The organism is Paenibacillus eucommiae (assembly GCF_017874215.1).
GTDB classification, from domain to species: domain Bacteria; phylum Bacillota; class Bacilli; order Paenibacillales; family NBRC-103111; genus Paenibacillus_AI; species Paenibacillus_AI eucommiae.
In genome coordinates this window covers 1-25,833 of record NZ_JAGGLB010000048.1, presented here as the reverse complement: position 1 = coordinate 25,833, position 25,833 = coordinate 1, and the positions used below count along the sequence as shown (strand labels likewise).

General features: G+C 45.6%; 22 protein-coding genes. 15 read left to right on the top strand and 7 right to left on the bottom strand.

Annotated features, from left to right (window positions below):
* Window positions 1-38 precede the first annotated feature (38 nt).
* The 5 genes from J2Z66_RS38510 to J2Z66_RS38490 all read left to right on the top strand — a co-directional run bounded on the left by J2Z66_RS38510 (window position 39) and on the right by J2Z66_RS38490 (window position 7,371).
* Complete coding sequence (locus J2Z66_RS38510) at window positions 39-3,113, top strand: efflux RND transporter permease subunit (protein ID WP_209978696.1); 3,075 nt, start codon at window positions 39-41, stop codon at window positions 3,111-3,113.
* A 317-nt stretch (window positions 3,114-3,430) separates the two neighbouring features.
* Window positions 3,431-4,822, top strand: coding sequence for an LLM class flavin-dependent oxidoreductase (locus tag J2Z66_RS38505; protein WP_376774551.1), 1,392 nt, complete (start codon window positions 3,431-3,433; stop codon window positions 4,820-4,822).
* Window positions 4,822-5,640 (top strand): ABC transporter ATP-binding protein, encoded by an 819-nt coding sequence (locus tag J2Z66_RS38500; protein ID WP_209978757.1) that lies wholly within the window; start codon window positions 4,822-4,824, stop codon window positions 5,638-5,640. The genes J2Z66_RS38505 and J2Z66_RS38500 overlap by 1 nt, the downstream gene beginning before the upstream one ends.
* 52 nt (window positions 5,641-5,692) lie before the next feature.
* Window positions 5,693-7,093 (top strand): LLM class flavin-dependent oxidoreductase, encoded by a 1,401-nt coding sequence (locus J2Z66_RS38495; protein WP_209978694.1) that lies wholly within the window; start codon window positions 5,693-5,695, stop codon window positions 7,091-7,093.
* Window positions 7,090-7,371, top strand: a complete 282-nt coding sequence (locus J2Z66_RS38490; protein ID WP_209978691.1) for a YciI family protein — start codon at window positions 7,090-7,092, stop codon at window positions 7,369-7,371. Before J2Z66_RS38495 ends, J2Z66_RS38490 begins: the two co-directional genes overlap by 4 nt.
* Window positions 7,372-8,187: 816 nt before the next feature.
* Here J2Z66_RS38490 and J2Z66_RS38485 read toward each other — a convergent pair.
* Together J2Z66_RS38485 and J2Z66_RS38480 are read right to left on the bottom strand one after the other, a co-directional pair.
* Entirely contained in the window at window positions 8,188-9,729 is a 1,542-nt protein-coding gene (locus J2Z66_RS38485; protein WP_209978689.1) for an MDR family MFS transporter, read from the bottom strand.
* Window positions 9,730-9,733: 4 nt separating this feature from the next.
* Window positions 9,734-10,378 (bottom strand): PadR family transcriptional regulator, encoded by a 645-nt coding sequence (locus tag J2Z66_RS38480; protein WP_209978687.1) that lies wholly within the window; start codon window positions 10,376-10,378, stop codon window positions 9,734-9,736.
* A 227-nt stretch (window positions 10,379-10,605) separates the two neighbouring features.
* Here J2Z66_RS38480 and J2Z66_RS38475 point away from each other — a divergent pair, with 227 nt between their 5' ends.
* Both J2Z66_RS38475 and fur read left to right on the top strand, forming a co-directional pair.
* Window positions 10,606-11,763 carry a M20 family metallopeptidase gene (locus J2Z66_RS38475; protein WP_209978684.1) on the top strand — a complete coding sequence of 386 codons (1,158 nt, stop codon included), beginning with the start codon at window positions 10,606-10,608 and terminating at the stop codon, window positions 11,761-11,763.
* 117 nt (window positions 11,764-11,880) lie between these two features.
* Window positions 11,881-12,357 carry a ferric iron uptake transcriptional regulator gene (gene fur / locus J2Z66_RS38470; protein WP_209978682.1) on the top strand — a complete coding sequence of 159 codons (477 nt, stop codon included), beginning with the start codon at window positions 11,881-11,883 and terminating at the stop codon, window positions 12,355-12,357.
* A gap of 900 nt (window positions 12,358-13,257) precedes the next feature.
* Here fur and J2Z66_RS38465 read toward each other — a convergent pair.
* The 4 genes from J2Z66_RS38465 to J2Z66_RS38450 are packed head-to-tail and all read right to left on the bottom strand — an operon-like array spanning window position 13,258 to window position 16,303.
* Window positions 13,258-14,346 carry a HAMP domain-containing sensor histidine kinase gene (locus tag J2Z66_RS38465; RefSeq protein WP_245376163.1) on the bottom strand — a complete coding sequence of 363 codons (1,089 nt, stop codon included), beginning with the start codon at window positions 14,344-14,346 and terminating at the stop codon, window positions 13,258-13,260.
* On the bottom strand, window positions 14,336-15,031 hold the full coding sequence (locus tag J2Z66_RS38460) for a response regulator transcription factor (protein WP_209978680.1): 696 nt from the start codon (window positions 15,029-15,031) through the stop codon (window positions 14,336-14,338). The genes J2Z66_RS38465 and J2Z66_RS38460 overlap by 11 nt, the downstream gene beginning before the upstream one ends.
* 37 nt (window positions 15,032-15,068) lie before the next feature.
* The gene (locus tag J2Z66_RS38455) at window positions 15,069-15,716 is read right to left on the bottom strand and encodes a phosphatase PAP2 family protein (protein WP_209978678.1); all 648 of its coding nucleotides are present in this window, start codon (window positions 15,714-15,716) and stop codon (window positions 15,069-15,071) included.
* A complete protein-coding gene (locus J2Z66_RS38450) occupies window positions 15,713-16,303 on the bottom strand; it encodes a class I SAM-dependent methyltransferase (RefSeq protein WP_209978752.1) in 591 nt (196 codons plus the stop codon). Before J2Z66_RS38450 ends, J2Z66_RS38455 begins: the two co-directional genes overlap by 4 nt.
* A 243-nt stretch (window positions 16,304-16,546) precedes the next feature.
* Here J2Z66_RS38450 and J2Z66_RS38445 point away from each other — a divergent pair, with 243 nt between their 5' ends.
* The 8 genes from J2Z66_RS38445 to J2Z66_RS38410 all read left to right on the top strand — a co-directional run bounded on the left by J2Z66_RS38445 (window position 16,547) and on the right by J2Z66_RS38410 (window position 24,361).
* Window positions 16,547-17,731: an N-acetylmuramoyl-L-alanine amidase family protein gene (locus J2Z66_RS38445; protein ID WP_209978676.1), complete on the top strand. Its 1,185-nt coding sequence runs from the start codon at window positions 16,547-16,549 to the stop codon at window positions 17,729-17,731.
* Window positions 17,732-17,904: 173 nt separating this feature from the next.
* Entirely contained in the window at window positions 17,905-18,783 is an 879-nt protein-coding gene (locus J2Z66_RS38440) for an ABC transporter ATP-binding protein (protein WP_312894996.1), read from the top strand.
* The gene (locus tag J2Z66_RS38435; RefSeq protein ID WP_209978672.1) at window positions 18,776-20,926 is read left to right on the top strand and encodes a hypothetical protein; all 2,151 of its coding nucleotides are present in this window, start codon (window positions 18,776-18,778) and stop codon (window positions 20,924-20,926) included. Before J2Z66_RS38440 ends, J2Z66_RS38435 begins: the two co-directional genes overlap by 8 nt.
* 2 nt (window positions 20,927-20,928) lie before the next feature.
* The gene (locus tag J2Z66_RS38430) at window positions 20,929-21,585 is read left to right on the top strand and encodes a hypothetical protein (protein ID WP_209978670.1); all 657 of its coding nucleotides are present in this window, start codon (window positions 20,929-20,931) and stop codon (window positions 21,583-21,585) included.
* Window positions 21,586-21,603: 18 nt separating this feature from the next.
* Window positions 21,604-22,173: an RNA polymerase sigma factor gene (locus tag J2Z66_RS38425; protein WP_209978668.1), complete on the top strand. Its 570-nt coding sequence runs from the start codon at window positions 21,604-21,606 to the stop codon at window positions 22,171-22,173.
* On the top strand, window positions 22,170-23,060 hold the full coding sequence (locus J2Z66_RS38420) for a hypothetical protein (RefSeq protein ID WP_209978666.1): 891 nt from the start codon (window positions 22,170-22,172) through the stop codon (window positions 23,058-23,060). The genes J2Z66_RS38425 and J2Z66_RS38420 overlap by 4 nt, the downstream gene beginning before the upstream one ends.
* The gene (locus J2Z66_RS38415; protein ID WP_209978665.1) at window positions 23,057-23,695 is read left to right on the top strand and encodes an ATP-binding cassette domain-containing protein; all 639 of its coding nucleotides are present in this window, start codon (window positions 23,057-23,059) and stop codon (window positions 23,693-23,695) included. Before J2Z66_RS38420 ends, J2Z66_RS38415 begins: the two co-directional genes overlap by 4 nt.
* A gap of 60 nt (window positions 23,696-23,755) precedes the next feature.
* A complete protein-coding gene (locus tag J2Z66_RS38410; protein WP_209978662.1) occupies window positions 23,756-24,361 on the top strand; it encodes a PdaC/RsiV family protein in 606 nt (201 codons plus the stop codon).
* Here J2Z66_RS38410 and J2Z66_RS38405 read toward each other — a convergent pair.
* Window positions 24,321-25,550: a neutral/alkaline ceramidase family protein gene (locus J2Z66_RS38405; RefSeq protein ID WP_209978660.1), complete on the bottom strand. Its 1,230-nt coding sequence runs from the start codon at window positions 25,548-25,550 to the stop codon at window positions 24,321-24,323. The genes J2Z66_RS38410 and J2Z66_RS38405 overlap by 41 nt on opposite strands.
* Window positions 25,551-25,833: the final 283 nt, after the last annotated feature.

Below are 25,833 nucleotides of genomic sequence, written 5' to 3'. Positions count from 1 at the left end.
GTTATAATGTCTCCAGATAGAGGAGAGGAGATTTTCAAATGAACACCATAAGTAAATTTAGTTTAAAAAATGGGGCAGCTATTATTCTTTTGTGTATGCTGGTACTAGGCTACGGGTTTTACGCCGCAACACAAATCAAGCAGCAGACCTTCCCGGACCTGGAATTTCCGGCAGTAGCCGTAATTGCCATAAGTCCTGGGGCATCAACGGAGGAAATGGAAAGCGGGGTTACAAAGCCGATTGAGGACAGTCTAAAAAACTTCAAAGGTTATGATTCCCTAATGAGTACATCCTCTGAAAATATGTCTAACTTATTTATCCAATTTCCCTTCGGTTCCAATATGGACAAGCTTTCCGGAGAAATCGAGAACGCACTGAATAAAATTAATTTACCAGACAAGGTGAAAATCACGACACAGCGCTTATCCGCTGGAGCGGCGCCGATTTATCAAGCGGCTGTGTTCTCATCCAAGGATGATGCGGATGGGCTGGCAAGCAAGCTGGAAAATGAGATTCTTCCCAAAATGAAGAAATTAGAGGGTGTCAGCTCTGCAGTTTTGAAAGGAACGAAATCCGAGCAGCTAAACATTGTTGTAGATAAAATAAAGGCGCAGCAAAATGGGATTTCATTAAGCACGATTCAAAGCGCCATACAAGCACTTGATTATGGTTTGCCCCTCGGTTCTGTGAACGAGGAAGAGACGACGATACCGATCCGGCTGGTCGGAACGCTCCAGTCCATAGAGCAAATTAAACAGCTTCCTCTTGGAGCAGCTCCAAACGTCCAGGTAGAGGGAGCAGCTGCCTTACAACCAGCAGGCGATAATATCGTCAGGCTTTCAGACATAGCTGTCATCACGACAGTCTCCAACCAAAATGAAATTACGAGATTTAATGGTGAATCCAGTTTCGTTATCGAAGTTATGAAAAATCAGGATGCCAATACGGCCGACGTTGCCGACGAGGTTAAGCAGGTAATTGCCTCTTATCAGGAAAAGGGCGATTTCAATGTCCATGTAATTATGGATCAAGGTAAAGAAATTAAGGAATCTGTTTCAACCCTTATTAAAGAAGGCTTATTCGGAGCTTTGTTCTGTATTCTAATTATTTTTCTCTTCCTGCGCAATATTCGGGCAACCCTCATTTCTATCCTGTCGCTGCCCATATCGATTTTTGCTACGATTGCACTGATGAACCAGATGGGTTATTCACTTAATATTATGACGCTTGGGGGAATCGCGGTCTCCATTGGGCGGATTGTGGATGATAGCATCGTCGTTATTGAGAATATTTACAGATGGCGGCATGAGAAGGGCAATGAGATGAAGGGAAAAGAGCTGGCCTATAAAGCGACCAAGGAAGTCAGCGGCGCTGTATTTTCCTCCACCATTGCAACGGTTGTTGTATTTGCACCACTGGCGTTTGTTCATGGCATTATTGGGGAGTTTTTTCGGCCGTTTTCACTTGCCGTCGTTATTTCCATTTTGAGCTCGCTGTTAGTTGCCGTCATGCTGATTCCAGTGTTGGGTGCGAAATTTTTTCAGCGGGTTAAGCCGCATAAAGAAGGCGGACGAATGGCCGATACGTTTGAGAAATGGATTCGCGCAGCTTTACAGCGGAAGAAAACAGTTCTTGGTGTATCCATTGTCCTGCTGGTCGCTTCTCTCAGCACGATCCCGCTGCTAGGTGTCGCATTCCTGCCGGCAGGCTCAGTCCCTACAGCGACAATCGAGATTACCTTGCCTGCCAAGAGTGAGAGAGGGCAAACGGATGCAGTCAGCCAAAAGATTGAAAGCTATCTCAAAGGGATGAACGGAATAGAAAGCTATCAAGTCAGTATCGGCGGTGCTGTATCGGATTCCTTGACCTCTGGAGGGGGCAAAAATCAGGCATCGATAACAGCACAATTCTCCTCATCCGCGGATATGGAGCAAATGGTCGATAAAGCAAGCGCAGAGCTTCCAGCTATTGCAGCAGCAGAAGTGGCTGAAACAACAGTAGTCATCAGAGAAGGAGAACAAGCTGGCTTGCCGACTGGCAACAATATAGAAATCAGCTTGTATTCCAATCAAGTGGACAAATTAGCAGCAGCGGCTAAGCAGGTTGAAGATCTAATGAAGCAGAACACGGAGCTCAAGGATATTGGCAACAACATGAACGAGGTAACTCCCAAATGGGTATTATCGCTGAATCAGAAGGGAATCGATGCTAATGTTAACGCCTTTGCCGTTATGTCGATTGTGAATGAGCAACTGAACCCTATGGGTGTGGGCACCTACAAACTGGATGATACAGACAGAGAGCTTATATTGACTTACGAACAGCAAGTCACTTCCAAGGATGTGCTGGAGAATATAGATATCCCCACAGCAGCAGGGATGATGAAGCTCAAAGATATTGCCGACCTCAAGGAGCAGAAAGCCCTGATTACGGTGAACCACGAGGATGGGCTTACGTATGCTAAAGTGAGTGGGAAAATCAAAGGCTCAGATGCAGGAGCAGTAACAAAGCAGGTGGAAAAGGACGTCAAAAGTCTGGCGCTGCCTGACGGAGTCGAGGTTAAGTTCGGCGGAGGTATGGACATGATTATAGAGGGCTTCACCGGTCTGGGAATTGCCATGGTTGTCGCAGTCGGACTTGTTTTTCTGGTGATGAGCATTACGTTCGGCGGTTTGCTGACTCCAATCATTATTATGTCTTCGCTGATGTTCATTCCTGTAGGTGCTCTCGGGGCACTGCTGATTACAGGGCAAGCCTTATCCATGAGCGCGATGATCGGTATGTTGATGTTGGTGGGCATTGTCGTTACCAATGCAGTTGTGCTGCTTGATCGTGTTGAGAAAAACCGCAAATCAGGCATTCCGCTGAGAGAAGCGATTGTGGAGGCGTCGAGAACCCGGTTGAGACCGATTCTGATGACGGCTTGTGCAACGATGCTAGCCTTAGTGCCACTTGCCTTATCTGGCTCATCGACGAGCCTCATATCCGGTGGTTTGGCTATTACAGTAATCGGGGGTCTCTTCACCTCAACTCTATTGACATTGATCGTCGTTCCGGTTATTTATGAAATGGCATGGAAGAAACGTAAAGCCCAGGAGGTCGAAACCTTTTGAACATAAGCATCTAATTTTCAACTAACATCCAAGTTAAATCCTTGTTAAAGCATAGAAAAACTGGGTATTGAAAAAATGTGCTCTATATAGTAAAATAAACGCAACACGGAAGGGCTTCACTGCTTTGAAGCCGGTGATTGATGCAATTGTCAAACGCCTCACTTCAGGTATAATACCTGGATCAGTTCTGCTTATAAAAGCGGGACTTCCAGGTATTTTTGTATCCATATAACCGAGTTATTTCATAGGAAAAGTAAGGTATTGCTTGTTTTTGTTGAAATGAAGTTGAAACAAAAGCTGAAACGAAAGAAGATGAGGTGTTTGCTTTGAAGAAAAGAATACGATTAAATGCGGTGGAAATGGCAAATCCCGTTCAGGATAACGCGGGCCTTTGGACTTATCCTGATAATCGGGTGGACCGTTACAAGGATTTGGATTATTGGACGGAGCTTGCCCAGTTGCTTGAACGGGGAAAGTTCGATGCTGTATTTTTTGCTGATATTCTTGGTGTCTATGATGTTTATCAGAACAGCCGCGATACTGCGGTGCGTGAAGGGTTATATTTGCCGATTAATGATCCGACTTATGCTGTGCCGGCGATGGCTGCTGTTACTGAGCATTTGAGCTTTGCCGTGACTGTGTCTTTAACGTATGAGCATCCTTATTCCTTAGCACGGAAAATGTCAACCCTGGATCATCTGACGGGCGGAAGAATGGGCTGGAATATGGTGACATCGAATCTCGAGAGCGCTGCCCGGAATTATGGTTTGGATAAACAGATCCAACACGATGAGCGTTATGACCGGGGGGACGAATATTTGGAGGTGTGCTACAAGCTGTGGCAGGCTAGCTGGGAAGAGGACGCAGTGGTGCGGGATATGGCAAATAAGATGTATACGAACCCCGCGAAGGTGCACGACATTCGGCATGAAGGCAAGTACTTTAAGGTGCCAGGCATTCATTTGTGCGAGCCATCACCGCAGCGGACACCAGTTTTGTTCCAGGCCGGTTCATCCGACCGCGGGAGAGAATTTGCAGCGAAGCATGCTGAATGTATTTTTTTGAACGCCATGACGGTGAAGGAAACGCGATTTCTCGTTCAGGACATCCGGGAGCGTGCCGAGCGAAATGGGAGGAATCCGGAGGATGTACTATTTTTTCCGAAATTGAACCCTGTTGTGGCAGCGACGGAAGAAGAAGCGCAGCATCAGCTGAGAAGTTTTCTGGAGCATTCCAGCACGGAGGGGGCCCTTTCCTTATTATCCGCCTGGGTAGGCATGGATTTCTCCAAGTTTGGAGCTGAGGAGCTGCTGGCATTTATCCGCAAAGGTGAGGAACGTAACAGCAGCACTTATTTGGCCGATTTTTTTGGCCGGAATTATGCGGATCAAGCCTGGTCCGTGGATGAATTAGCGAAGTATTTTGCCTTTGGCGGAGTTGGCTCGTTAATCGTGGGGACACCCGTGCAGATTGCCGATCAACTGGAAGCTTTTGTCGATGAGACGGGGGTGGACGGTTTCAACATAGCCTACATCACCAGACCGGGGACGTTCGAGTCCTTTATCGACCTTGCAGTTCCCGAGCTGCAGCGCAGAGAGCGCGTCCAGTCAGTTTATGAGAAGGGCACCTTCCGCGAAAAATTGTTTGGCAAAACGTCATATCTGGCACCCCAGCATCCCGGAAGCAGAGTTACAGGAGGGCGGACATGATGGCCATTTCACAGGAAAAATTAATTGAAGCTTCAGCCCAGCCTTTTTCAAGGCTATCCGATCGGCAAACGTTAGTCGAGCTGCAGCAAGTTGAGAAAATATATCCTGGCGGCACTGTTGCTGTTCAAGATGCCAATCTGCACATTAAGGAGGGTGAATTCGTCTCCTTCGTGGGGCCCTCGGGCTGTGGCAAATCTACCATATTCCGTTTGATTGCCGGTCTTAGCGAACCGAGCGGTGGCAGCCTGCAGGTGATGGGAGGGACTCCGGAGGCAGCGCGCAAAAGCAGTCAATTATCCTTTGTTTTTCAGGATGCCACGTTAATGCCTTGGTGCAGTGTCATTGATAACGTGACCCTTCCGCTCCAACTGCGCGGAGTTCCCAAAAAAACGCAGCGGGAGGAAGCCCACAGAGTGCTTGAGCTAGTCGGACTCCAGGATTACCACAAGTCGCTGCCCCGGCAGCTGTCAGGCGGGATGAAGATGAGGGTGTCCATTGCCAGATCGCTCATTGCCCATCCTGGGCTGCTGCTGATGGATGAGCCTTTTGGAGCTTTGGATGAAATAACGCGGCAAACGCTGCAGCATGAGCTGCTGGCTATTTGGCAAAAGAATCCTAAAATGACGGTGCTGTTCGTCACTCACAACGTCTTTGAAGCGGTTTTTCTCTCCACCAGAATTGCGGTAATGACTCCGCGTCCTGGTAAAATTGCTCAACAGATTGACGTACCAGTCCCATTCCCGCGGGAGGAAGGGTTTCGTACAACGTCTGCGTTTAGTGAAATAGTCACTCGTGTTAATGAAGCTTTGAAACATTAGTGCAAATAATTGCTATCCAATAATAAAACACAAAAAGAGGTGCAGCCAGCTTATGGGCAAACGAATTTATTTAAATGTAATAACCATTGCCGGGCCTACTGCGTCACCAGGAATGTGGGCTCATCCGGAAGACAGGGGACAGGAATATACCGATCTTAACTATTGGATCGAGCTGGCCAAGACATTGGAACGCGGAAAGTTTGACGCGATCTTTTTTGCAGATATGCTAGGCGTTTATGATACGTACCAAGGCAGTATGGACACTGCCATCCGGCAGACGATACAGGTGCCTTTAAACGATCCGAGCTATCTGATCCCGGCAATGGCTGCAGTTACGAAACATTTGGGATTTGCCGCCACCTTTTCTACCACCTATGAGCATCCTTATGCACTTTCCCGCAAGATGTCTACGCTGGATCACTTGACCAAAGGCCGGATCGGCTGGAACATCGTTACCTCCAATATTGATAGCGCGGCTAAAAATTACGGCATGGAGCAGCAGATGGGACTCATTGACCGCTATGATCGCGGAGACGAGTATATGGATGTTGTGTATAAGCTGTGGGAAGCCAGCTGGGAGCACGATGCTGTTGTGCAGGACACAGCGAAGCGGATGTATACAGATCCGTCCAAGGTTCATGATATCGGGCATAAGGGAGCTTATTTTCAAGTCCCTGGCATTCATCTGACAGAGCCTTCGCCGCAGCGGACTCCGCTGCTTTTCCAGGCTGGCAACTCTACGAGAGGAAGGGAGTTTGCCGCCAAGCATGCGGAAAGTATCTTTTTGAATACTCCGACGGCAGCCGCCACGAAATTTATCGTCAATGATATTCGTGAGCGTGCAGAAAAACAAGGACGTGATCCTTCGAAAATATTCTTTTTCCCTAAATTGACGCCGATTGTAGGCCGTACCGTTCAAGAAGCGCAGAGCCGCTACGAAGACTTTTTGAAATATTCGAGTCCAGAAGGCATTTTCGCTTTGTTAGGCGCATGGTCCGGCATTGATTTCTCTCAATATGGTCCGGATAAGCTGCTGGAATTTGTGGAAAAACGCGATAATCACGGAATTATTGAGTCTTTCCGACGTTCGGATCCAAATAAGAAATGGTCTTCCGAGCAATTGGCTAATTTCTTTGCTTTTGGTACCAGCTCTTTAACGATTGGGAGTCCTGGGCAAATTGCTGATGTGATGGAAAGCTTTGTGGCTGAAACCGGAGTAGACGGCTTTAATATTGGCCATATCATCCAGCCTGGGACGCTTAATGAATTTGTGGAGCTGGTTATTCCCGAATTGCAAAGCAGAGGTCTGGTACAAACCGAATATCGTGAAGGCACATACCGGGAGAAAATTTTCGGTGAAGGCCCTTATCTAAGCAAGGATCATCCAGGAAGAATACTCGCAGAGGCTGAAGCAGCAAATAGAAATAGAAACAAGGAGGTGGGGTCGTTATGACATATTTTGCTGTAATTTTGCCGGCATTAAATCCGGAGCTTGGACCCGTTTATTTGGAGGCACATATTGCTTATCTAGATCGTCTGCGTTCAGAAGGAAAGGTGGCGGCAAATGGACGTCTGCTGGACGGGCCGGGTGGACTAGTCATCTATAAGGGAGACTCGCTGGAGGAAGTGAAGCTTCTGGTCGAGCAGGACCCTTTCATTATTCATAAAGTAAGGAGCTTTGAAATTTACGAATGGGCTGTTAAATGGGCGGAAGATGCCTTGAGCATATAATCTTGCGCATAAACGCATAAAAAGGAGAAAAAAGAGCTTACCGGTATTTTTCCGGCAAGCTCCTTTTATATGGTTGCAGCCTAGTATCAGCCTAGTAGCGGCCCGCACTCCGCCGAAATGAGCGTGAACCACACTTTAACTGACTTTAACGATGTTTTTCATCGTTAAAACAAGTGTTCCAGGTCAATCCGTCACGTTAATGATGATTTTCATCGTTAAAAGAGGCCGTATGGCCTCTCACGGTGGTTAAAAGGGATTTTAACGATGTTTTTCATCGTTAAAGTAGCAGATCCTGTTCAGCTGAGCGCGCACTTCATTCCCAGTGTCTACGCCTGCTAGGAAATCTCCACTAACCAAGTGATAAACTCTTGCTGGCTGTCCGTTTGAGCTTGGTGTTCGTACGATTGTAGCTGCAAGAGATAAGGGGTATGGGTGGAAAAGCGATAGCGTCCACATTTAAAGATTTGTTCTCACATCTACCGGATTTCTAACGGACATTGTTGCACCTTAGACGCGTTTTTTTCATCCGTCGCCCATATAACGGACATGAGCGACTCTTAGCCCGCTCAACAAGGGAAAAATACGCTCCGTTAGGGCTGTAAGAGGCGCTAATGTCCGTTAGAATTCCAGCTGGGCTTTTGGGGGGCGCTAAGGTGCGCTGGTGTCCGTTACAGTTACTGGCTTCCCATTCGCGTCCGCTGCCCCTCGTTATTCTGACAACATTGGCCCATATACCTTACCTCTCTCAAGCACTAGCGTCACGAACAAGCAGGTCAAAGGACGCCGCTAGCGTTTCCCAATATCACTCTGTGCTCATTAATGGCCTGCGGCAGAAGCGTCCTTCTCTGCGTTTGGATCCATTCTTTCGCTGCTCATGGTGAAAGTGAACAGGAGAGCCAGTGCGGCAGGAATGATAGCCCACATAAAAGTATAGGCGATGGAAGAGGAAAGCGCCGCTGTGATTTTTTCGAGTACGGGTGTTGGAATATCTACACGGGTTTCCGGGGAAAGCAGTGTTCGTGGGTCCAACTCCGCAAGATTTTTGCCAGCATCGCCTTGGTCACCTAAAGCGGCAGCCATTTTTCTGGAAAAGACATGGCTTTGAATAATGCCGAACACTGTGATTCCCAGTGTCATACCTAGTGAACGAACGAAGTTCAAGGTGGCAGTGGCCGATCCCCGCTGTCTAATATCAAATATATGAATAACTGCATTGCTTAGCACTGAGAAGGAAGCACCGATGCCAAGACCGATCAGGATCATATAGAAAGTGATCAGCATACGGGTGGAGTCTACTTGTAAAGTTGAAAGCAGCACCGATCCGATTACAAGAATGACTGTAGCCGGAATCATGATAGCACGGAAGCTCATTTTATTCATCAGGAAGCCGCCGGTCGTTGCTGTAACTACAGAACCAAGCATCATGGGCAGCAGAACGAGCCCTGAATTCGTAGCAGTACCGCCTAATACCCCTTGAATGTAGATGGGAATATATACCGAGGCAGTAATAAATGCTGCTCCTCCGAACATGGCGACCAGTGTGCTGGAAAAGAAAAGTCGTTTCTTGAACATATTGAATGATATAATAGGCTCTGCCACGCGTTTTTCCACGAAAATGAAAGCAATCCCCAGAACAACAAATCCGCTAAAGAGGCCGAGAATGAACGTTGAATCCCAGGCATATTCTTTGCCGCCCAGTTCCAAAGCGAACATCAGGCACATGACGGCTCCGACCAGGGTAATAGCTCCGCCCCAATCGATTCTTTGCTTCGAATGCTCATGCGATTCTTTATAGGAAAAGGCAATCATCAATAAAGCTACGAGTCCAAGTGGAAGGTTAATGTAAAAAATCCATTTCCAGTTGATGTAATCCGTAATATAAGCGCCCAACAAAGGACCGAAAATGCTCGACATTCCAAAAACCGCACCAAACAGTCCACCCAATTTGCCGCGGTTTTCGAGCGGTACGGAGTCAAACATGATCGTAAAAGCAATCGGTATAAGTGCACCGCCGCCAATACCCTGAATCGCGCGGTAGATGCTGAGCTCAACGATGGAGTTAGCCGTTCCGCAAAGTGCCGAACCAATCATAAAGACGATAATACCAAAGATGAAAAACCGCTTGCGTCCATACATATCGGACAGCTTGCCGAAAATGGGCATTCCCGCCATCTCCGCTACCATATAAGCGGAGGTAACCCAGACAAACTTGTCGAGTCCTCCAAGATCACCCACAATCGTGCCCATTGCGGTGGCTACGATTGTATTGTCCATAGAAGCCATGAGAATGCTGAGGAGAAGCGCGGCTACGATAACGCCGACTTTGTTGTTGCCTTTGATAGGTACTGTTGAAGCCATTAACTTAATCCTCCTCATTCTTGCTATTCATTTGCATCGATTCCGCGATAAGCGTTCCGATTTTACTCAGCCATTCTTTGTCCCAGCTTAGTGCGCCACTTATTAAATCATCAATGACGGATTGTACCCACGTTAACTCTGTTGTGAGTATTGCCTGCTTGAGCTCCATTTCCAGCAGGAACAATCTGGGAACCACCTCGACAACTCCCTCTAATTGTGACTTCATTCGAGCCAGCTCTTCTTCGTAGGCAGCTGCCCGCTTTTTTAGCTGCTGCAGCGCGTCTTCTTGGGTAAGAAGGGGAAGACAAGCAACCGCTACTGGAAACTCAGGAAATTCCAGCTTAGGTGTGGACAGAATTTCGCGCATCCAATCCTGCATCAACTGGTGGCCCTCGGGGGTTGCTTCATAAATGGTCCGATCGGGCCGGCCGGATTCCTTCGTGGTTTCACGAACAGTAATCAGTCCCTCGCGCTGCAGGCGCTCGATGGACTGATAAATACTTGCCCGCTGCCGGACATTGATGACTTCATCCTTGCCCCGCTCTTTAATCAGCTGCTGCATGCGGTAAGGGTGCATGGGCTCTTCTGCAAGAAAAGCAAGGATAACAAGGGCAAGCGGAGAACGATGAATAGGTTTGTTTTTTTTCATAGTGATCATCATACTAGTTATACTATGACTATGTCAATACGTTTTTTTAATGTGTTTTTTTTTGTGATACAAACGTTTTATTTCCTTTTTATCCGCTGGCGATATGTCCAGATTTTATACCGGAAAATGTGAATCTGAACATGTGATTATTTGAATGAGAATGCTATAATACACATATCTTCATCATTTTTAATAGAGTAGAAAGAATAAGGAGGCTTTTTAAGAGGATGCGGGAACTTTTAGACAAATTGGATATAAATCGTTTGGTGCGCAATACGTTAAGGCTTGTAGATGTTGAAAGTGTAACTGGAAATACCGTCCAGGTGGCAGCTGTTTATCAGGAAATGCTGGAGGATGTCGGCTGTACCGTAGAGCGTTACGAATTTATACCTAATAATCCAACACTGGTTGCGACCTATGACGGTGGTAAACCGGGAAAAACTATATTATTCAACGGACATATGGATGTCGTTCCATTGGCACACGCACCTTCCCGTATTGAGAATGGCCGCATATATGGCAGAGGAACCAACGATATGAAGGGCTCGCTCGCTTGTATCATTGAGGTTTTGCAAATACTGCGGGAGAATAACATCAGCTTTCCGGGAAAAATTATGATGATAGCCAACAGCTTGCATGAGAGTCCTGGCGGCAGGGGGGAAGACTTGATTGCTTTGACCGAACAGGTAGCGATTAAAGCAGACGCTGCGGTCGTGATGGAAGGGGCGACATACGATTGCACAATAGCGCAATTAGGTTCGGCAACCTTTGTCATCCATATTAAAAGAGACGGCGAACCGAGTCATCAATTGCACACAGCGCCAGGCACGCCGCATCCGATAAGTGTTGCTGCCGAAATCGTCAGCAAGCTGAATGAAATGAATAAGGTGTTGGAACAGCAGTATATTGAAGATATAGGCTTCGCTTCATATTTTGTTGGAGCCTTGAATAGCGGACAATTCTATAATCAATTCCCTAATGTAGCTGTTATGGAAGGTGTAAGGCGCTATGCCCCAGAGGCGCAGTATAGTGATGTTCTTTCTGAGATGGAGGCTGCTTTACGCGAGATTGCAGATCGGAATCAAATCCAGATCGAGCTCGATATGAAAAAAGTGCGAGACGGTTACCGTCTTGATAAAAATGATGCCAGCGTTACAGCACTGACGAATGCTATCCAAACAGTAAGAGGGATCGAAGCTCCGCTCGTAGGCAAAAAGCTCGTCACGGACGCAGGCATTCTGGCCAATGCACTCTCTATTCCTGTATTGTGTTCCGGTCCAGACCAACGGACTGCACATGGAGATGTGGAATACGTTGAAATAAGTGAACTAGAATTAACAACGAAAGTGTACATAGAGTTTATCTCTGAGCTTGTGAACAACTGATCTCCATTAAAGTACGAGTGGTAAACGAAACGAGTGTTTGCTTATTTCCTCAAAGTGCGATATATTATAATTTAGAATCATTCTAAATAATGCTCTTCAAGGAGGTTGCACTTAACCATGACCATAACAGAGCAAATCGATATAATCACACGGAAGTTGAAGGTAAAGGGCTTAAAACTCACCCGTCAGAGAGAAATTACCCTGCATGTGCTGCTAGAGAATGAGAAGGACCATTTGAGCGCCGAGGATGTTTTTATGCTGGTCAAAGGGAAGTTCCCAGACATCGGTCTGGCTACGGTTTACCGCACTTTGGAACTGCTGAATGAGCTTCATATTGTGGAAAAGGTGAATTTTGGTGATGGCGTCGCCCGGTTCGATTTACGAGACGACGATCATGAACATATGCATCATCACTTGATTTGCAGCCACTGCGGCTCGGTCAAAGAAATCAAGGATGATTGGCTCTCTGAACTTGAGAAGCGGCTTGAGCTGGAATACGGCTTTGAGGTTACAGATCACCGTCTTGATTTCATGGGGACACCCCGCAACTGCAATATTAGCGACTGCAAGAGAAGAAACAAAGCCGTATCCTAATTCAGGCTCAGATAAAGATCCAGGAAATAAAATAAGATTGTAATTGGCAATGGATATAAACCCAAAGAATCCAAAAGGAGCCTTTCATCCGATGAAAGGCTCCTTTTGGATTTGTTTTACTTAGAAAACTTCTGTGAGGAAGCTGCTAAAGCTGCTATTTTATTTGGACTTCACTCGAATCTGGGATTTTTCTCAAATGGCGGATCCTATGTCCACAACAAAGCCTTAAGTAAGGGGGGAAAGTAGTGGTGTAGTAGTGGCAAAGTACGGAATCAAATCGCTACGGACCTGAGGGCCGTTATTTGTGGCAAATCCCCCTATCTGGGGAAGCTTACGGACCTCAGATCCGCTATTTGGATCAAAAGGAGCCCAAAAGCCCCCAACCAAGGCGAATAAAGGATCTGATGTCCGTAGCGATCCGAAAAGGACCTTATTTATCATAAATAGCCCATCTCATGTCCGTAAGCTGCTTGGGGTTGGCTCCGTCATGGTCTGAACGTCCCCAGTCCTTCTAGTTTTTTCATTCCTCAATTTCGGATTTAAAGCACAGCTTTACAGCGATAATATGATAGAGAGTAGAAAGATATAATGTCATGATTTCCAACATGAAATCAGAATCGAAGCCACGATTTGCCCTGTCATCACTATCCCTTTCGGTCAAACAGACGCCTGCTGGATGTCCGTTTGAGATTGACTTGTTTTGAACTTTGTAGCTGAGAGAGGGAAGGGATGTGGGAGGAAGAGCGTTAGCGTCTGCATTTAAAGATTTGTTCCAACCTCCACATCCATTCCATTCAAGGGAACAAATCTTTAACAGCGGCTGGAGCCCACATCCCTTCCCTCCGCAACGCACCAAAATCCCGAACACGCTCCTCAAAGGAAGCCCAAGAAAGGCGTCTTTCAATGTACTGGTTTCTTTTTTGAAAAAGGGATTTCAATGTAGAACTTATAATGTCCTTCATTGTGCTCAAGCCAAATTTGCCCATTGTGCAGCTCAACAATATTTTTGGTGATGGAGAGTCCTAGACCGGAACCGGACGGTAGATGTTTATCGTGTCTGGAGGGCTCCATTTTATAAAACCGTTCAAATAATTGTGCTTCCTGCTCTTTGGAAATGGGTTTGCCCAGGTTTTCGATAGACAAGGTAACTTGCTTTTGTTTGGCTGTAAGCTGTACGGTAATCTCCCCAGGCCTATTGGAAAATTTCAGCGCATTCATAAATAAGTTATCAATGGCTCTGACCATTTTTTCAATATCGACGTGAAGCAGGATGGGTCTGGCATTCAGTTTTTTGCGGATGGAGATTTCCTGCTCTTTAGCAACGGGCTCGAATTCAGTCAGCATTTGCTCCAGCAAGCTGTTGAACTCGACTTCTTGAATGGATAAACGAACATCGCCATTTGTCAGCCTGGTATATTCGAACAGATCATCAATGAGCTTTTTTAATTGTTGGGTTTTATTATACGCATTGTCGATGTAGCGCGTTTGCTCTTGTTCGCTCTGAAAGGCTTGGGTTTTAAGTAAATCCAGATAGCCAATGATACTGGTTAACGGAGTTCTCAAATCATGAGAAACATAAGTAATTAACTCCATTTTGGATTCTTCCAATTTACGTTCCCGCTCCAGCTGCTGCTGTAGTCGTTCTGCCATGATATTGATGTTTTGCGCGACAACTCCTAGCTCATCCTGCCGTGAAAGCGGAAGCCGGAATTTCAAATTCCCTTCGGCAATTAATTTCAACCCATCGGTGATCGCTTTGAAATATCTGATAATAGGTCTTGTTAATAAGAAAAAGGATAAGATGAACAAAAACACAAACGAACCGAGAGCAAAGATTTTTTGCACAAGAAGATCAGGGGCTATTATGAGATAAGGTCCCAAGACACTGGTTACGGCAATGGTAATAATCAGACTTAACACAAAGGCCCATAGCATTTGGCCGCGCAAGCTTTTGGTGCCTTTCAGGAAGGTCCAGATGCTATTTCTCAATCTTATATCCCACTCCCCACACGGTTTTCAAATATTGTGGCTCTCTTGGTATCATTTCAATTTTCTCACGGATATTGCGGATATGAACCATCACTGTATTTTCAGAGTAATAGGCAGTTTGGTCCTTCCATACACCTTGATAAATTCGGTCAATGCTAAACACTTGGCCACGGTGAGACGCTAGCAATGCCAATATAGAAAATTCAATTGGGGTAAGAGGCACATCCTTGCCACGCACGGTAACCGTATGCTTATCTTTATTAATTACAAGATCGTCAATGCATATTTCAGTAGAGCTGGGAGCAGGAATGTGGCTGTTAAAGCTTTGTCGTCTGAGCTGCGCTTTCACCCTGGCGATTAGCTCAAGCGAATTAAACGGTTTAGTTACATAATCATCGGCACCCGTGGAAAGTCCTGTGATTTTATCGAGATATTCCTCTTTGGCTGAAAGCATAATAATGGGGATGCTCGATTCCTCTCTGATTTTAAGGCAGGCCTGAATGCCATCCAAATTAGGCATCATTATATCCAAAATAATTAAATGAATTTTTTCGTGCTGCAGAATGTCCAGAGCTTGTAGTCCATCTTCCGCTTCCACAACCTGATACCCCTCATTTCGGAGGTAGATGTGGATCACATCGCGAATTTCTCTATCATCATCAGCAACTAATATGGTCACACTCATCTGCTTGAATCCTCCCCAATAAAATAACATGCTGCAATTATAAACCAGATCCCCGAATTCTAGAACGATGATCAACTTGCGAACGAAACCACAGGCCGCAGGCGAAATACAGGATTTCTGTCAGCACGATGGCACCGGCAGCGTCCAGCCATACATGCTGCTTCACAAAAACTGTTGAAACAATGATGGACCAAGAAATCAAGACTATGAACCATCGCGCTGCTTTCGATAAATTTGGGGCATTTGCGGTTCCTTTTACGATTAAATAACTTGTCAGAACATGAATGCTGGGAAAGCAATTATAAGGACCATCTGTTTGGTAGACCAAATTCACAAGCGAATGCAGAAGGCCTTGATCAGTAATTGGCGGGCGAGTGACGGTCGTTTGAAAATAATAATAAATCACATAGCATACGATCAGGCCTAGGTTCAATGTAAGCAGCACCCGGTAATATGAGCTTCGATTTCTAAAGAAAATCACAATAAGCATACCAAAAATAAAGGGATACCACATCAAGTATGGAATTATAAAAGCAGGTGCAAAAGGAATGATCGTATCCAGCGGGGTTGCCAAATTACTGACATTATCGCCGCCTTGGTTCAGTATGCCATAAAAAATGTTTAGGACCGGTATGACAAGTATCCATAACAAGGGTATATAGGGGGTGAGCGTCTTTCTATTCATACAGGTACCGCTTTTTTTCGGCACACATACACGAATGCGGGTGGAAGGTTCATTGGAACGAATTTGATTTTTTCAATAATAAAATGCTCGCTGAGCTGATTTCTCATCTGCTGTGAATATTGAAAAGCGATAAATAATCCATCCGGCTTAAGTGATATAATAATTTGTTCGATCAACTGATCTCTGATCACTTGAGGGAAATTAAAAAAAGGCAACCCGCTTATGATACAATCCAGATGCTCGATGTTTTCATGACACAGGGCAGCATAAAGCTCGCGGCAATCCTCGTAACATGCAAGGTCTGGATTTGCATATTCATTTGCTAATTTATTTCGAAGTATAGGATCTTTTTCAAAAAGCAGAACCTTTGTATTTCTTCTTTTAGCTGTTTGAATGTATTTGGTTATAGCTCCTGTTCCTGCACCAAGCTCGGCAATGTGGTACACTTGGTTCCATGGAACGGATTCGACCATTTTCCGGGCAAGAAACCTTGAGCTGGGCGTTACACTTCCGATTTGTCCCGGAGTATGGAAAAAACGGGATAAAAACAAGAACTTTTCCGAAATCAGTGATTTTATATTTAGTATCATTTGGTTTTCCTCCCTATTATCATGGTTCTTATCTTAGCTGGAAATTCTGCAGATAAAGTGGGGATTATTCTGAATTTTTTCTGAAGAGGACTGGAAATATCCAATTGATGATGGTTGTTTTGTCGAAAGCTTGTCGAAAAAGTGTCGCTTGATATGCAAAAATAGGAAGAAAGCTCCTTTTGAATTCTATAATTCTAGTTATACTAAAGGTAGTATAACTAAGGGAATGAAGGTGAATACATGTTGAAGTTTCTTTCTAGGGCAGGGATGCTAAGCGGATTTGTATTGCTGGTGACCCTGTTATATGGATTTGTGGCACAAGCCGCAGACTATGAGAATGCTGTAGTATCGGCCGACACACTAAGTGTTCGTGATGATGGGTCCGTTCAGGGCAAGGTGGTCGGTTTTCTGAAAAAAGGGGAGACAGTGCGGGCCTATGAAGAGTCCTATGGCTGGATTCGGATCCGCTCTGGAAAATTGGAAGGCTGGGTAGCTGGCCAATATTTGATAAAAAGCAGTTCAAGCAATCTTACCGTCTCAAAATCCAAGTCATCTGAAGCCTCACCGAAAAAGTCAACAGATACTTCTACAAAGTCTCAAACGGTATCGAAGAAATCGGCAAATACCGGAAAGGTTACTGCAGACGCTTTGCGTTTGAGAACAGGCCCGAGCCAGGAACATAAGGTGATCACCTTGCTGTCCATGGGAACGAAAGTCGACATCGCAAACAAGCAAGGGGAATGGTTGCAGGTTCAAGTCCGCGCGAAAGCAGAAGAGCAGGGCTGGGTACATAGCAGCTACATAGAAGTCGGTGATGACAAGGTAGAAATCGCGGAAGCGCCCAAAGATGTCCCTGAGAAAGCCGTCAATTCCGGTTCTGGGATCAAAGGGAAAGTGATTGTGATTGATCCGGGGCATGGTGAAGGCGATCCTGGCACCGTAGGCGTCAGCCACGAAACGGAAGAAAGAAATCTCAACATGTCCACATCGCTTTATCTGGCTGAGGAGCTGCGAGCTCTTGGAGCCAAAGTGATATTAACACGGAATGAAAAAAGCAAGGCGGTTTCTCTTGCGAATCGTGTTCAGATCAGCGAAATGAATAAAGCGGATGCTTTTGTCAGCGTGCACTACAATTCTGCGACGGTTCCCGTCTCTGGAACATTGACCTTCTATTATTCTGAGGAAAAGGACATGCGGTTAGCCCGTAAGATCGAAGGCCGATTGGGCAAAATGTCCGATTTGAAAAGCAATGGCATCTCTTTTGGTGATTATCATGTTCTAAGAAACAACTCAAGGCCATCGGTCTTGGTGGAGCTGGGCTTCTTGTCCAACCCGGCTGATGAATCTATTATCAGGACGAAGTCCTATCAGCAAAAGGCAGCAAAGTCTGTTGCTCAGGGCTTAAATGATTATTTTAACGAGTGAGGCAGGCACATAGTGGAAGAAGGCTTAATAGCTTTCATCGCGTTCATGAATTGGTTATTACAGAAGCATGATGCTTCTGTAATAACCAATTTTCTTTTTCCCGGACACCAAACTTTTTGGCTGGCAGCCCGTCGTAATAATTAGAAATGAATATGAAGATGGCGGTGATCGAAGTGGAAATAAGCATTCAAGCATTAAAGAAGCAGTATAGAGATGGAAAAACTGCGCTAAATCAAATTAATCTTACTATAGGAGTGGGGATGTTTGGGCTGCTTGGTCCCAATGGAGCAGGTAAAAGTACCTTGATGCAGATTCTGGCCACGGTGCTCGGCCCAACCAGCGGACAAGTGGACTATGATAATTACCGCCTGGGTAAAGATGATCATCAGATCCGGCAAATCATCGGGTATTTGCCCCAGACTTTGGGACTTTACGACAAGTTGACGGGGGAGGAGTTTCTGAATTACATAGCTTTGTTGAAAGGAGTGAAGGACTCCAAGAAGCGGCGCCTTGTTGTTCATGAAATGCTGGACAAGGTAAACCTTGCTGATAAGGCAAAGCTAAGAATAAAAACGTATTCCGGCGGAATGAAACAGCGGATCGGGATTGCTCAAGCACTTATCGGCGATCCCAAGGTCATGATTGTGGATGAGCCTACTGCCGGACTTGATCCGGAAGAACGAATCCGCTTTCGTGATTTACTCGAGGAGCTCGGTCTGGAACGGACGATTCTGTTATCCACACATATTGTAGCGGATATCGAAACGAGCTGCAGAGCGCTGGCTATCATGGATCGTGGAAGGATCGTATTTCAGGGTTCTATAGAGGAATTAATGGGCAGGGTCGAAGATAAAGTATGGGTCGGGATGATGGAAGCAGGTGAATACCGGCTGTTTGCAGGCAGCAGCCGGATTGTGAGCCGACGAAAAACATTCGCAGGGTATGAAATTCGTATGGTATCCGACAGCAGACCCGATCCAGGCTTTGTAAGTGCTAAGCCTGGCTTGGAAGATGCTTATATCCTGCTTACGGGGAGTGACGATCATGCGTGAGTGGCTTGGGCATTTACATACAGAATGGAGACTCTCCGTGCGAGGGGCGTATATCTGGGTTCTTTCCATAGTAGGAGCTGCGCATGCCTGGCTGGTCCATTCCGTCAATACATGGACAGAAAATTTTAGCTTATATTTGCATCAGTTCGAATTTATGTTTTTGGGGGCATTGACGATTCTTGCTGTCCTCTCCGGTGTGTATGGAGCAAGAAGAGATCAGGCATCGGGCGCGGAACGCTGGCTGGGCAGCTTACCCTACTTGTCTATGCGCCGCTGGTCGGCCAAATTCATCGTTTTAGCTTTACCTTTTGCTGTATTTTCTCTTGTACCTGTCTTCCTGTTCAGTTGGGCACGCGTTGCAAGATTTTCTGAAGCTAGCATGTACCCCGCCATATTTTTACTGTCATCCCTGATTCCTATGTTATATGCTTTGACTCTCGGCTGGCTGTTAGGGGGAATATTGAGGAACCGGTTTGGTTATTTTGTAGGATTTCTGCTTTTTTTCCTGCATTTTTATGGCGGCATGCTGCTTATTGTACCTAGTTTGCCGCTGCCCATCAGGCTGGTTCCCAATTTTCTTTTGTTTGATTATAAGTCTATGGGCTATTTCGATGATTTATGGGGATTTTCCCGCGAGCTTTCGTTTTGGATGCACCGTGGTTTTTATATGTTCATTACCATTTTTTTGTTTGCTTTATTTATTTGTTGGACTGGGTTTAAAAGAAAAGAGCCGGGCTTTCGAATGCATGCAGCGGCAGCTAGTATAGGCTTACTTGGAGCGATTATTTTTCTTTCATCCCATTTGATGTTGAAAACGGGTCAGATGGAAGCCGGTGAGGTAAAGCCAATGAGCATTGCGGCTATATCAGCTCCAGCCAACAAGCTTGTGAACAGCCATCTAGCTGAAGAGGCGGTTCCTGGCACTTTGTACAATTTAGAGATGTCTCCATTAAGTAATGGCAGACTGCGGATCCAGGCAAGCATCTCATTTGCAAATACACTTGTTTCCAAGGATGCGCCTTTACGGCTGATACTGAATCCGCTATTTGAAGTGGAGGCTGTTAAAGCTGGAGAAATAGTTGTGCCTTTCAAGCGGGATGGGGAGATACTGGCTATTGATTTTGTGCCTTATGGGGAACAGCAAGCCAATATTACAGTATTATATGAAGGAAATGTTCAGGATTATCGGAACTCGGACGATGGAATCATGCTTCCGGTTCATTTCGCTGACCGCTACAATATTCATCTTCCTGCGGATTATGGCTGGTATCCAATACTAGCTGATGAGGGAATAGGACCGAAAGGCGTCAACGTGACTTATCCAATAACGGCCAAGCTGTTTAGTAATTTCGCAATGGTGCAAAGGTCTACGGAAGGCAAGCAGCAGATTGTACATTTCGAATCTGTTGATTCAGCTGGATTTAGTTTATGGGGCGGAGCACTGAAAGAGATAGCACTGGAATCCGGTGGTCTGAGGACCAAGGCCATTGTTAATGAACTGGTTGAAGATGTCCATGGGCGTCAAATCGTTTTATTTTTTCATCATAGCAAACTGATGTTTTATGAACTGTTTACTATGCCAAATCTGGCTGAATCGAACACACTCATTCCATTGGACTGGATTAAGATGAACCAGCCACAAATTTCGCCAGCCCGGACCAACTCGGACGAACCACTCATTCCCGAGGACTGGATCAACTCGGGCGAACGCGGTATCCACATGTCGAAAGGAGGATATATAAGCGTTCCAGCTTATATATTTGGGGGCTTGTATGATACTCAAGAAACGGTGGACATGATGATGTCCTATTGGATTAAATCCGCACAGCTCTTTTCGACTCCACTGAGCCCTGCCAATGATCGCTTGTTTACTACGGCCTTATCCGCTTATTTTTTGAAGAAAGAGCACACAGATGCTTATCACTTATCGGAGGAAGCCAGCCCTTTAGAAAAGGTGGCAACTGCGGAGGCAGAGACGGAGGCGAAAAAAGTGGAATTGAATCTGAGAAACATACTTACGTTTATTACTGAAAATGAGAATGCACATGTTGAACGGATACTTAGAAGTTTGTATGATCACTTAAGCAGTGCTCCTGAAACGGACGTCGATATCCCTGCATTCCTGCAGAATGAGGGGAAATAACCATGAACAGGATGCTATTGAATTTAAAATTGATCAACTCTTCACTTATCTGGGCAGCTGCAGGCATTGCAGTAATTCAAGTACTTGTGATTAATTTTATGGAAAATATGGAAATTGTCACAAAGACACAGCTGTTTCATGTTCAGGCCATATACGAGTATAGCTTTCCGCTCGTCGCGATCTTCATTATGTCACAACTATTTGCAGAAGAATTAGAACCAGGCGTTGCTCTCTGGGTTATGGCGCTTCCCTTTCGAAGCTGGTCACTACTGCTTTATAGATGGTCGCTCGGGATGGGACTGTTGGTGCTCTTATATGCGGCAGGAGTTATCCTGATCCATTTGGGACAAATACCGATCCCGTTCTTAGACTTCACCTATGATGTGCTCCCTCCAGCGCTATGGCTGGGCAACCTGGCGATGCTCGCCACTTTAATTGGCAGAAGCTTTGCTGCAGGACTTGGCGTACCCTTATTTTATTGGGTTGTAGAGACGATATCGAACGGTGCACTGAGCCGTAAGCTCTATTTGTTTGCGGGAATGGCTTCGGACAATCCTGATCTCGTTTGGAACCGGAATATGCTGCTTTTACTTTCTTTATTAGCTTTGTTGGGTGGCGGTTTTCTGTTTTCCAGAAGATCATATTTTATAAAAAAATAGTTATTTGGGAGGATTTCGATGAACGATGAGGAATTGATCCAGGAATTAAGCAGGGGTCATACATCCGCATTGGAAACCCTGGCCTTCCGATATCACGCGGCGATTCGCACTTATTTATACCGCATGCTTCAATCTCGTCTTCTGGCGGATGATTTGACTCAGGAATGCTTTTTACGTGTTATGGAATCTGTGCGGCAGGGGCGGCTTCCGACAACTTTTAAACCATGGATATATAAAATTGCAACGAATCTGTGCCGCGACTATTGGCGCAAAGCTTCAAACCGTGAAGAACCGGTAAGTAACGAGGATTTAAGCCAGATGTATGCAGCGGATAATGTGTCTCAAATTTATGAAAAACAAGCTGACAGGGAAATGGTTATCCACGCATTGAATCAATTGACTCCTGAACGCAGGCATTTAATCATATTGCGCTTTTACCAGGAACTTAAGCTGGATGAAATATCAAGCGTTCTTGATATTCCATTAAGCACTGTGAAAACAAGGCTGTACGACGGAATTAAGCAGTTAAACCGCTTCATCGGGAGAGATGAAATTGCACAGGATGAAGAAAGGAGGGCATCGGAATGAAGGACAAAAAAAAGGAAAAGGAAAAGGGGAAGGGAAAATCGCAGACAATGCCGGCTATCGGCTTGGAGGAAGGGCGGCCGGGAGTTGAGTTGTCAGAAGCAGAGCTGTTAGAGTCGGAACAGACGGAACTGCTCCATTTTTTGGACGTTTACACGGTTGAAGTGCCTTCAACAAAAGATACGGCAAGCTTTTCAGCTGAATTGGTTCAGCGCTGGGAGTCCACGTCTATACAGGCACCGGTAAAAAAAGCAGGGAGATTGCGGCTCGTATTACAGATGGTTGGGTCGCAAATGGCATTGTTTAAAGGAGCTTTCTGGCTTGCTTCCTTAGCTGTGGTTTTGCTGGGAATGCTGTTTGAAGTGGTTGCTGCTGATCAGTCTGCGATTCGCCCTTTTATTTTTACGGCGCCACTGCTTGCTGCTTTAAGCGTTTGCTTTGCTTTCCGTTCCTTTGGCACTTCGATGTTTATTCTGGAGATGTCATTTCCGGTCACGCCGATGATCCTGATTTTTGGGAGATTGACGTTGGTCATTGCATACAACACATTTTTGGGAATCGGAATTTCCTTGCTGCTCACAGGTTTTACTGCTGAGATTGGCGGTTTTGTAATTAGCTGGCTGGTTCCTCTAGGATTCACATGCTTGTTAGCACTAGTGCTCATGCTGTACTTTGGATTGTTTGTTGGTGTGTTTGGATCGGTTGCCGTCTGGTCCATCCAGCTTTGGATGAATGAGCAGCTTGGTTACTTGTATATATTTAGCGGGAGAACGAATGTATACTGGATGGAAAGCAAGACTGGCGGAATTGTTGTGATTGCTGTGCTTGTGGCAATTCTCTGTTACAAAATACGTAAGCTGAACGCAGCAGGGGGGATGACCTTAAGATGAGGGTAACCTTGGACGGGGTGAAGGCAAGGACAGCTGCGGGCAGGGGGATGCTTGGACGAGAGTTCGGCCCGATGGACATCAAGCTTTTTCCTGGATTAACTGGATTAATCGGACCGAATGGTTCAGGCAAAAGTGTTTTGATCCAAATGCTCTCCCAAGTATGGCAGCCAAGCTCGGGGGAAATCCGCTATGAAATCCATGGCATCCCACTCTCTTCCTTTGAGGCCAGGCAGCATACAGGCTATGTGCCACAGCAAATTTCTATCTACGAGCACTTGTCGGTTCGTGATTATTTGAAATATATCGCTGATTTGAAATGTTTGGACAACGACGCCATCAGTGCCGTTCTGCAGCAAATGGGTGATGTCTTTCATATAAAAGCGATTGTTGATGAGAAGCTGGGGCAGCTGTCGGTCGGCCAGCAGCGCCTGGCGATGGTTGCCCAGGCCTTACTCGGAGCGCCTGCTTTTCTGTTTTTAGATGAACCATTTGAAAATCTGGATATTCGGCAGCGTAGAAGGTTGCTTGAAATGCTGGTGGATGTAGCACGAGGAAGCATTGTGCTTGTGTCCAACCACATTACGGAGGAAATGGACAAAGGCTATGACCGAATCATCAAGCTTAGGAATAGCTGAGGCGGCACAAAAGCCCAGTAAAAGGCATAAGATGTGGATAAAAAACGGAGTTGATCGCAAGTGGACGGTATTCAACTGCCTTTATCGATTGCTACCTACCGGATTACTGCACCCAAATTAAATGTGCTGTATCCGGTTATCAAAGCCCCGATGCCACCAGGTGGATCCCATATCAATCGCGTAATCGTGGAACAAGTTCATCAATTGATCAAGGATCAGGGATACGGGCAAAATCCGCAGACCGAATCCAGCGGCTACTACGAGCTAAAGACAAACCAACGGCAAATTCTCAGCTTATCCTTGTATAATTATGCGTTTTCGGGAGGAGCGCATGGGCTGGTTTTGCAGAAATCGCTAACGTTTGATTCCCAGACCGGCAAATCGTATGCTCTTTCCGGCCTGTTTAAGCCGGGTGCTGATTATGTCAAACGGTTATCGGAGATCGTCGCGGCGCAAATTAAAGAGCGGGATATCCCGCTGCTTGTCCCATTCACCGGGATTCGTCCGGATCAGGATTATTACATCGCAGACAAAGCTTTAGTCATCTATTTTGCTGTATATGAAATAACGGCTTATGTGTACCAATTTCCGTATTTTCCGATATCGGTATATAGCATTCAGGATATTATCGATGAAAATGGGCCGCTGGGTAAGATGATGTATTGAAGTCTAAGCCTTGTACCAGTTCAACTGCAGATTGAATAAACAAATCACAGGATTCCAGCTTAAATGGGGTAGTGTTCATTTCGTAACCACCTAGCCCATCTTCAAAAGCTTCAGGGGTCGGCAGATAACCGGAGTACCCATTAGCAACACCTGAAAACAAGGTAAATGCAGCCTGAGAATGCGGTTCAATTAAACCAATATACCCATTAAACACCTCTGCAGATACGGAAACAATAAGAACCTCACCTATTCGGACGCCATGCAAAGTTACATCTATAAAAGGTTTGAAATACCCATGCTTCGTAGGAAGACTTACCTTCTTCTCTAGGCTTATTAACGGGAGCTCAGCAATGTCCTGCAGGTTCTCTGAAACTTGCGTGATTGCCAGATATAATTCATGGCCCATTTTCTTAACCCATGGATACGTATCGTAAGTTTCTGTCCGGTAATGGTGGATAGGACCTACATCACCCAGGAATCCTTGAATGAAGAGCGATACAAAGCCAGCTCCCACTTCATCTTCCCATTCATTCATCGCAAGCCCGACAAACTCCGTTGAAACCCGATTCAGAGGATTCATCAGCAGAGTGGGGTGAACCGCACAGTTCACAACTCCCCCAACCGGTTGGCCGTCATAAGTTTCAAATACGATAATTTTCAAAGCGTTGTCGATCGGCAACCTATCATTATGCTGCAGACTAGGACGGCGGTTAACGGAAATACTGCATTCTCCAGAAGCGGCACGAATTCGAACCGGTTGAAGATGTTCTATAGCTTCTTGAATAGCACGGTCAATACGAAGCGTATATTTTTCACTGAAATGCTCAGGTGCACTGTGTGTATGGGTTGCATGTACGGAAACATCTGACTCTGCCGCTCCTGCAGTTTGCCCCCACTTCGCACGGGTTCCCTCAGGAAAAGTCTGAAGAATGTGGCGGTGTTTCCACAACTCACCATTAGGATCCGCAGCTTGAAACGTTACTTCGTTAGTCAAACAGGAGTCCACGCTAACAAGGACATGACGCTTTTCTCCATCGTCCAGTACTAGAACACGCGCGAATAAATTATCCATTATATCTTTCTCGGGATAGGCAACATGCACGTTTGGATCATAGCCCTGTAAAGGCGCTGGTTCTTCTGGTGTAATCTTAACTTTACGAAATGCTGCTTGTAATGTCTGATTCTGCATGATAGATCAGATCTCCCTATAATGTAATATGAGTTTATAATTTATTTATTGAATTATATACGAATATAATAACCAAATCAATCTTTAATTTTATGGATATATCAGTAGTAAATGCTTTTTTTAAATTGATTATATTTAGTTTAATTTTTGTATTATTAATCGTTGTAAAGCTTTCATAGCGGCTGGAGCCCACAGCCATTCCCTGATATGAACGTATCTGTCAACTCCGTAACTCAATCGCCCTAAATTCCTCGGCACGAAGGCAAAAAAGTATACTCGACGG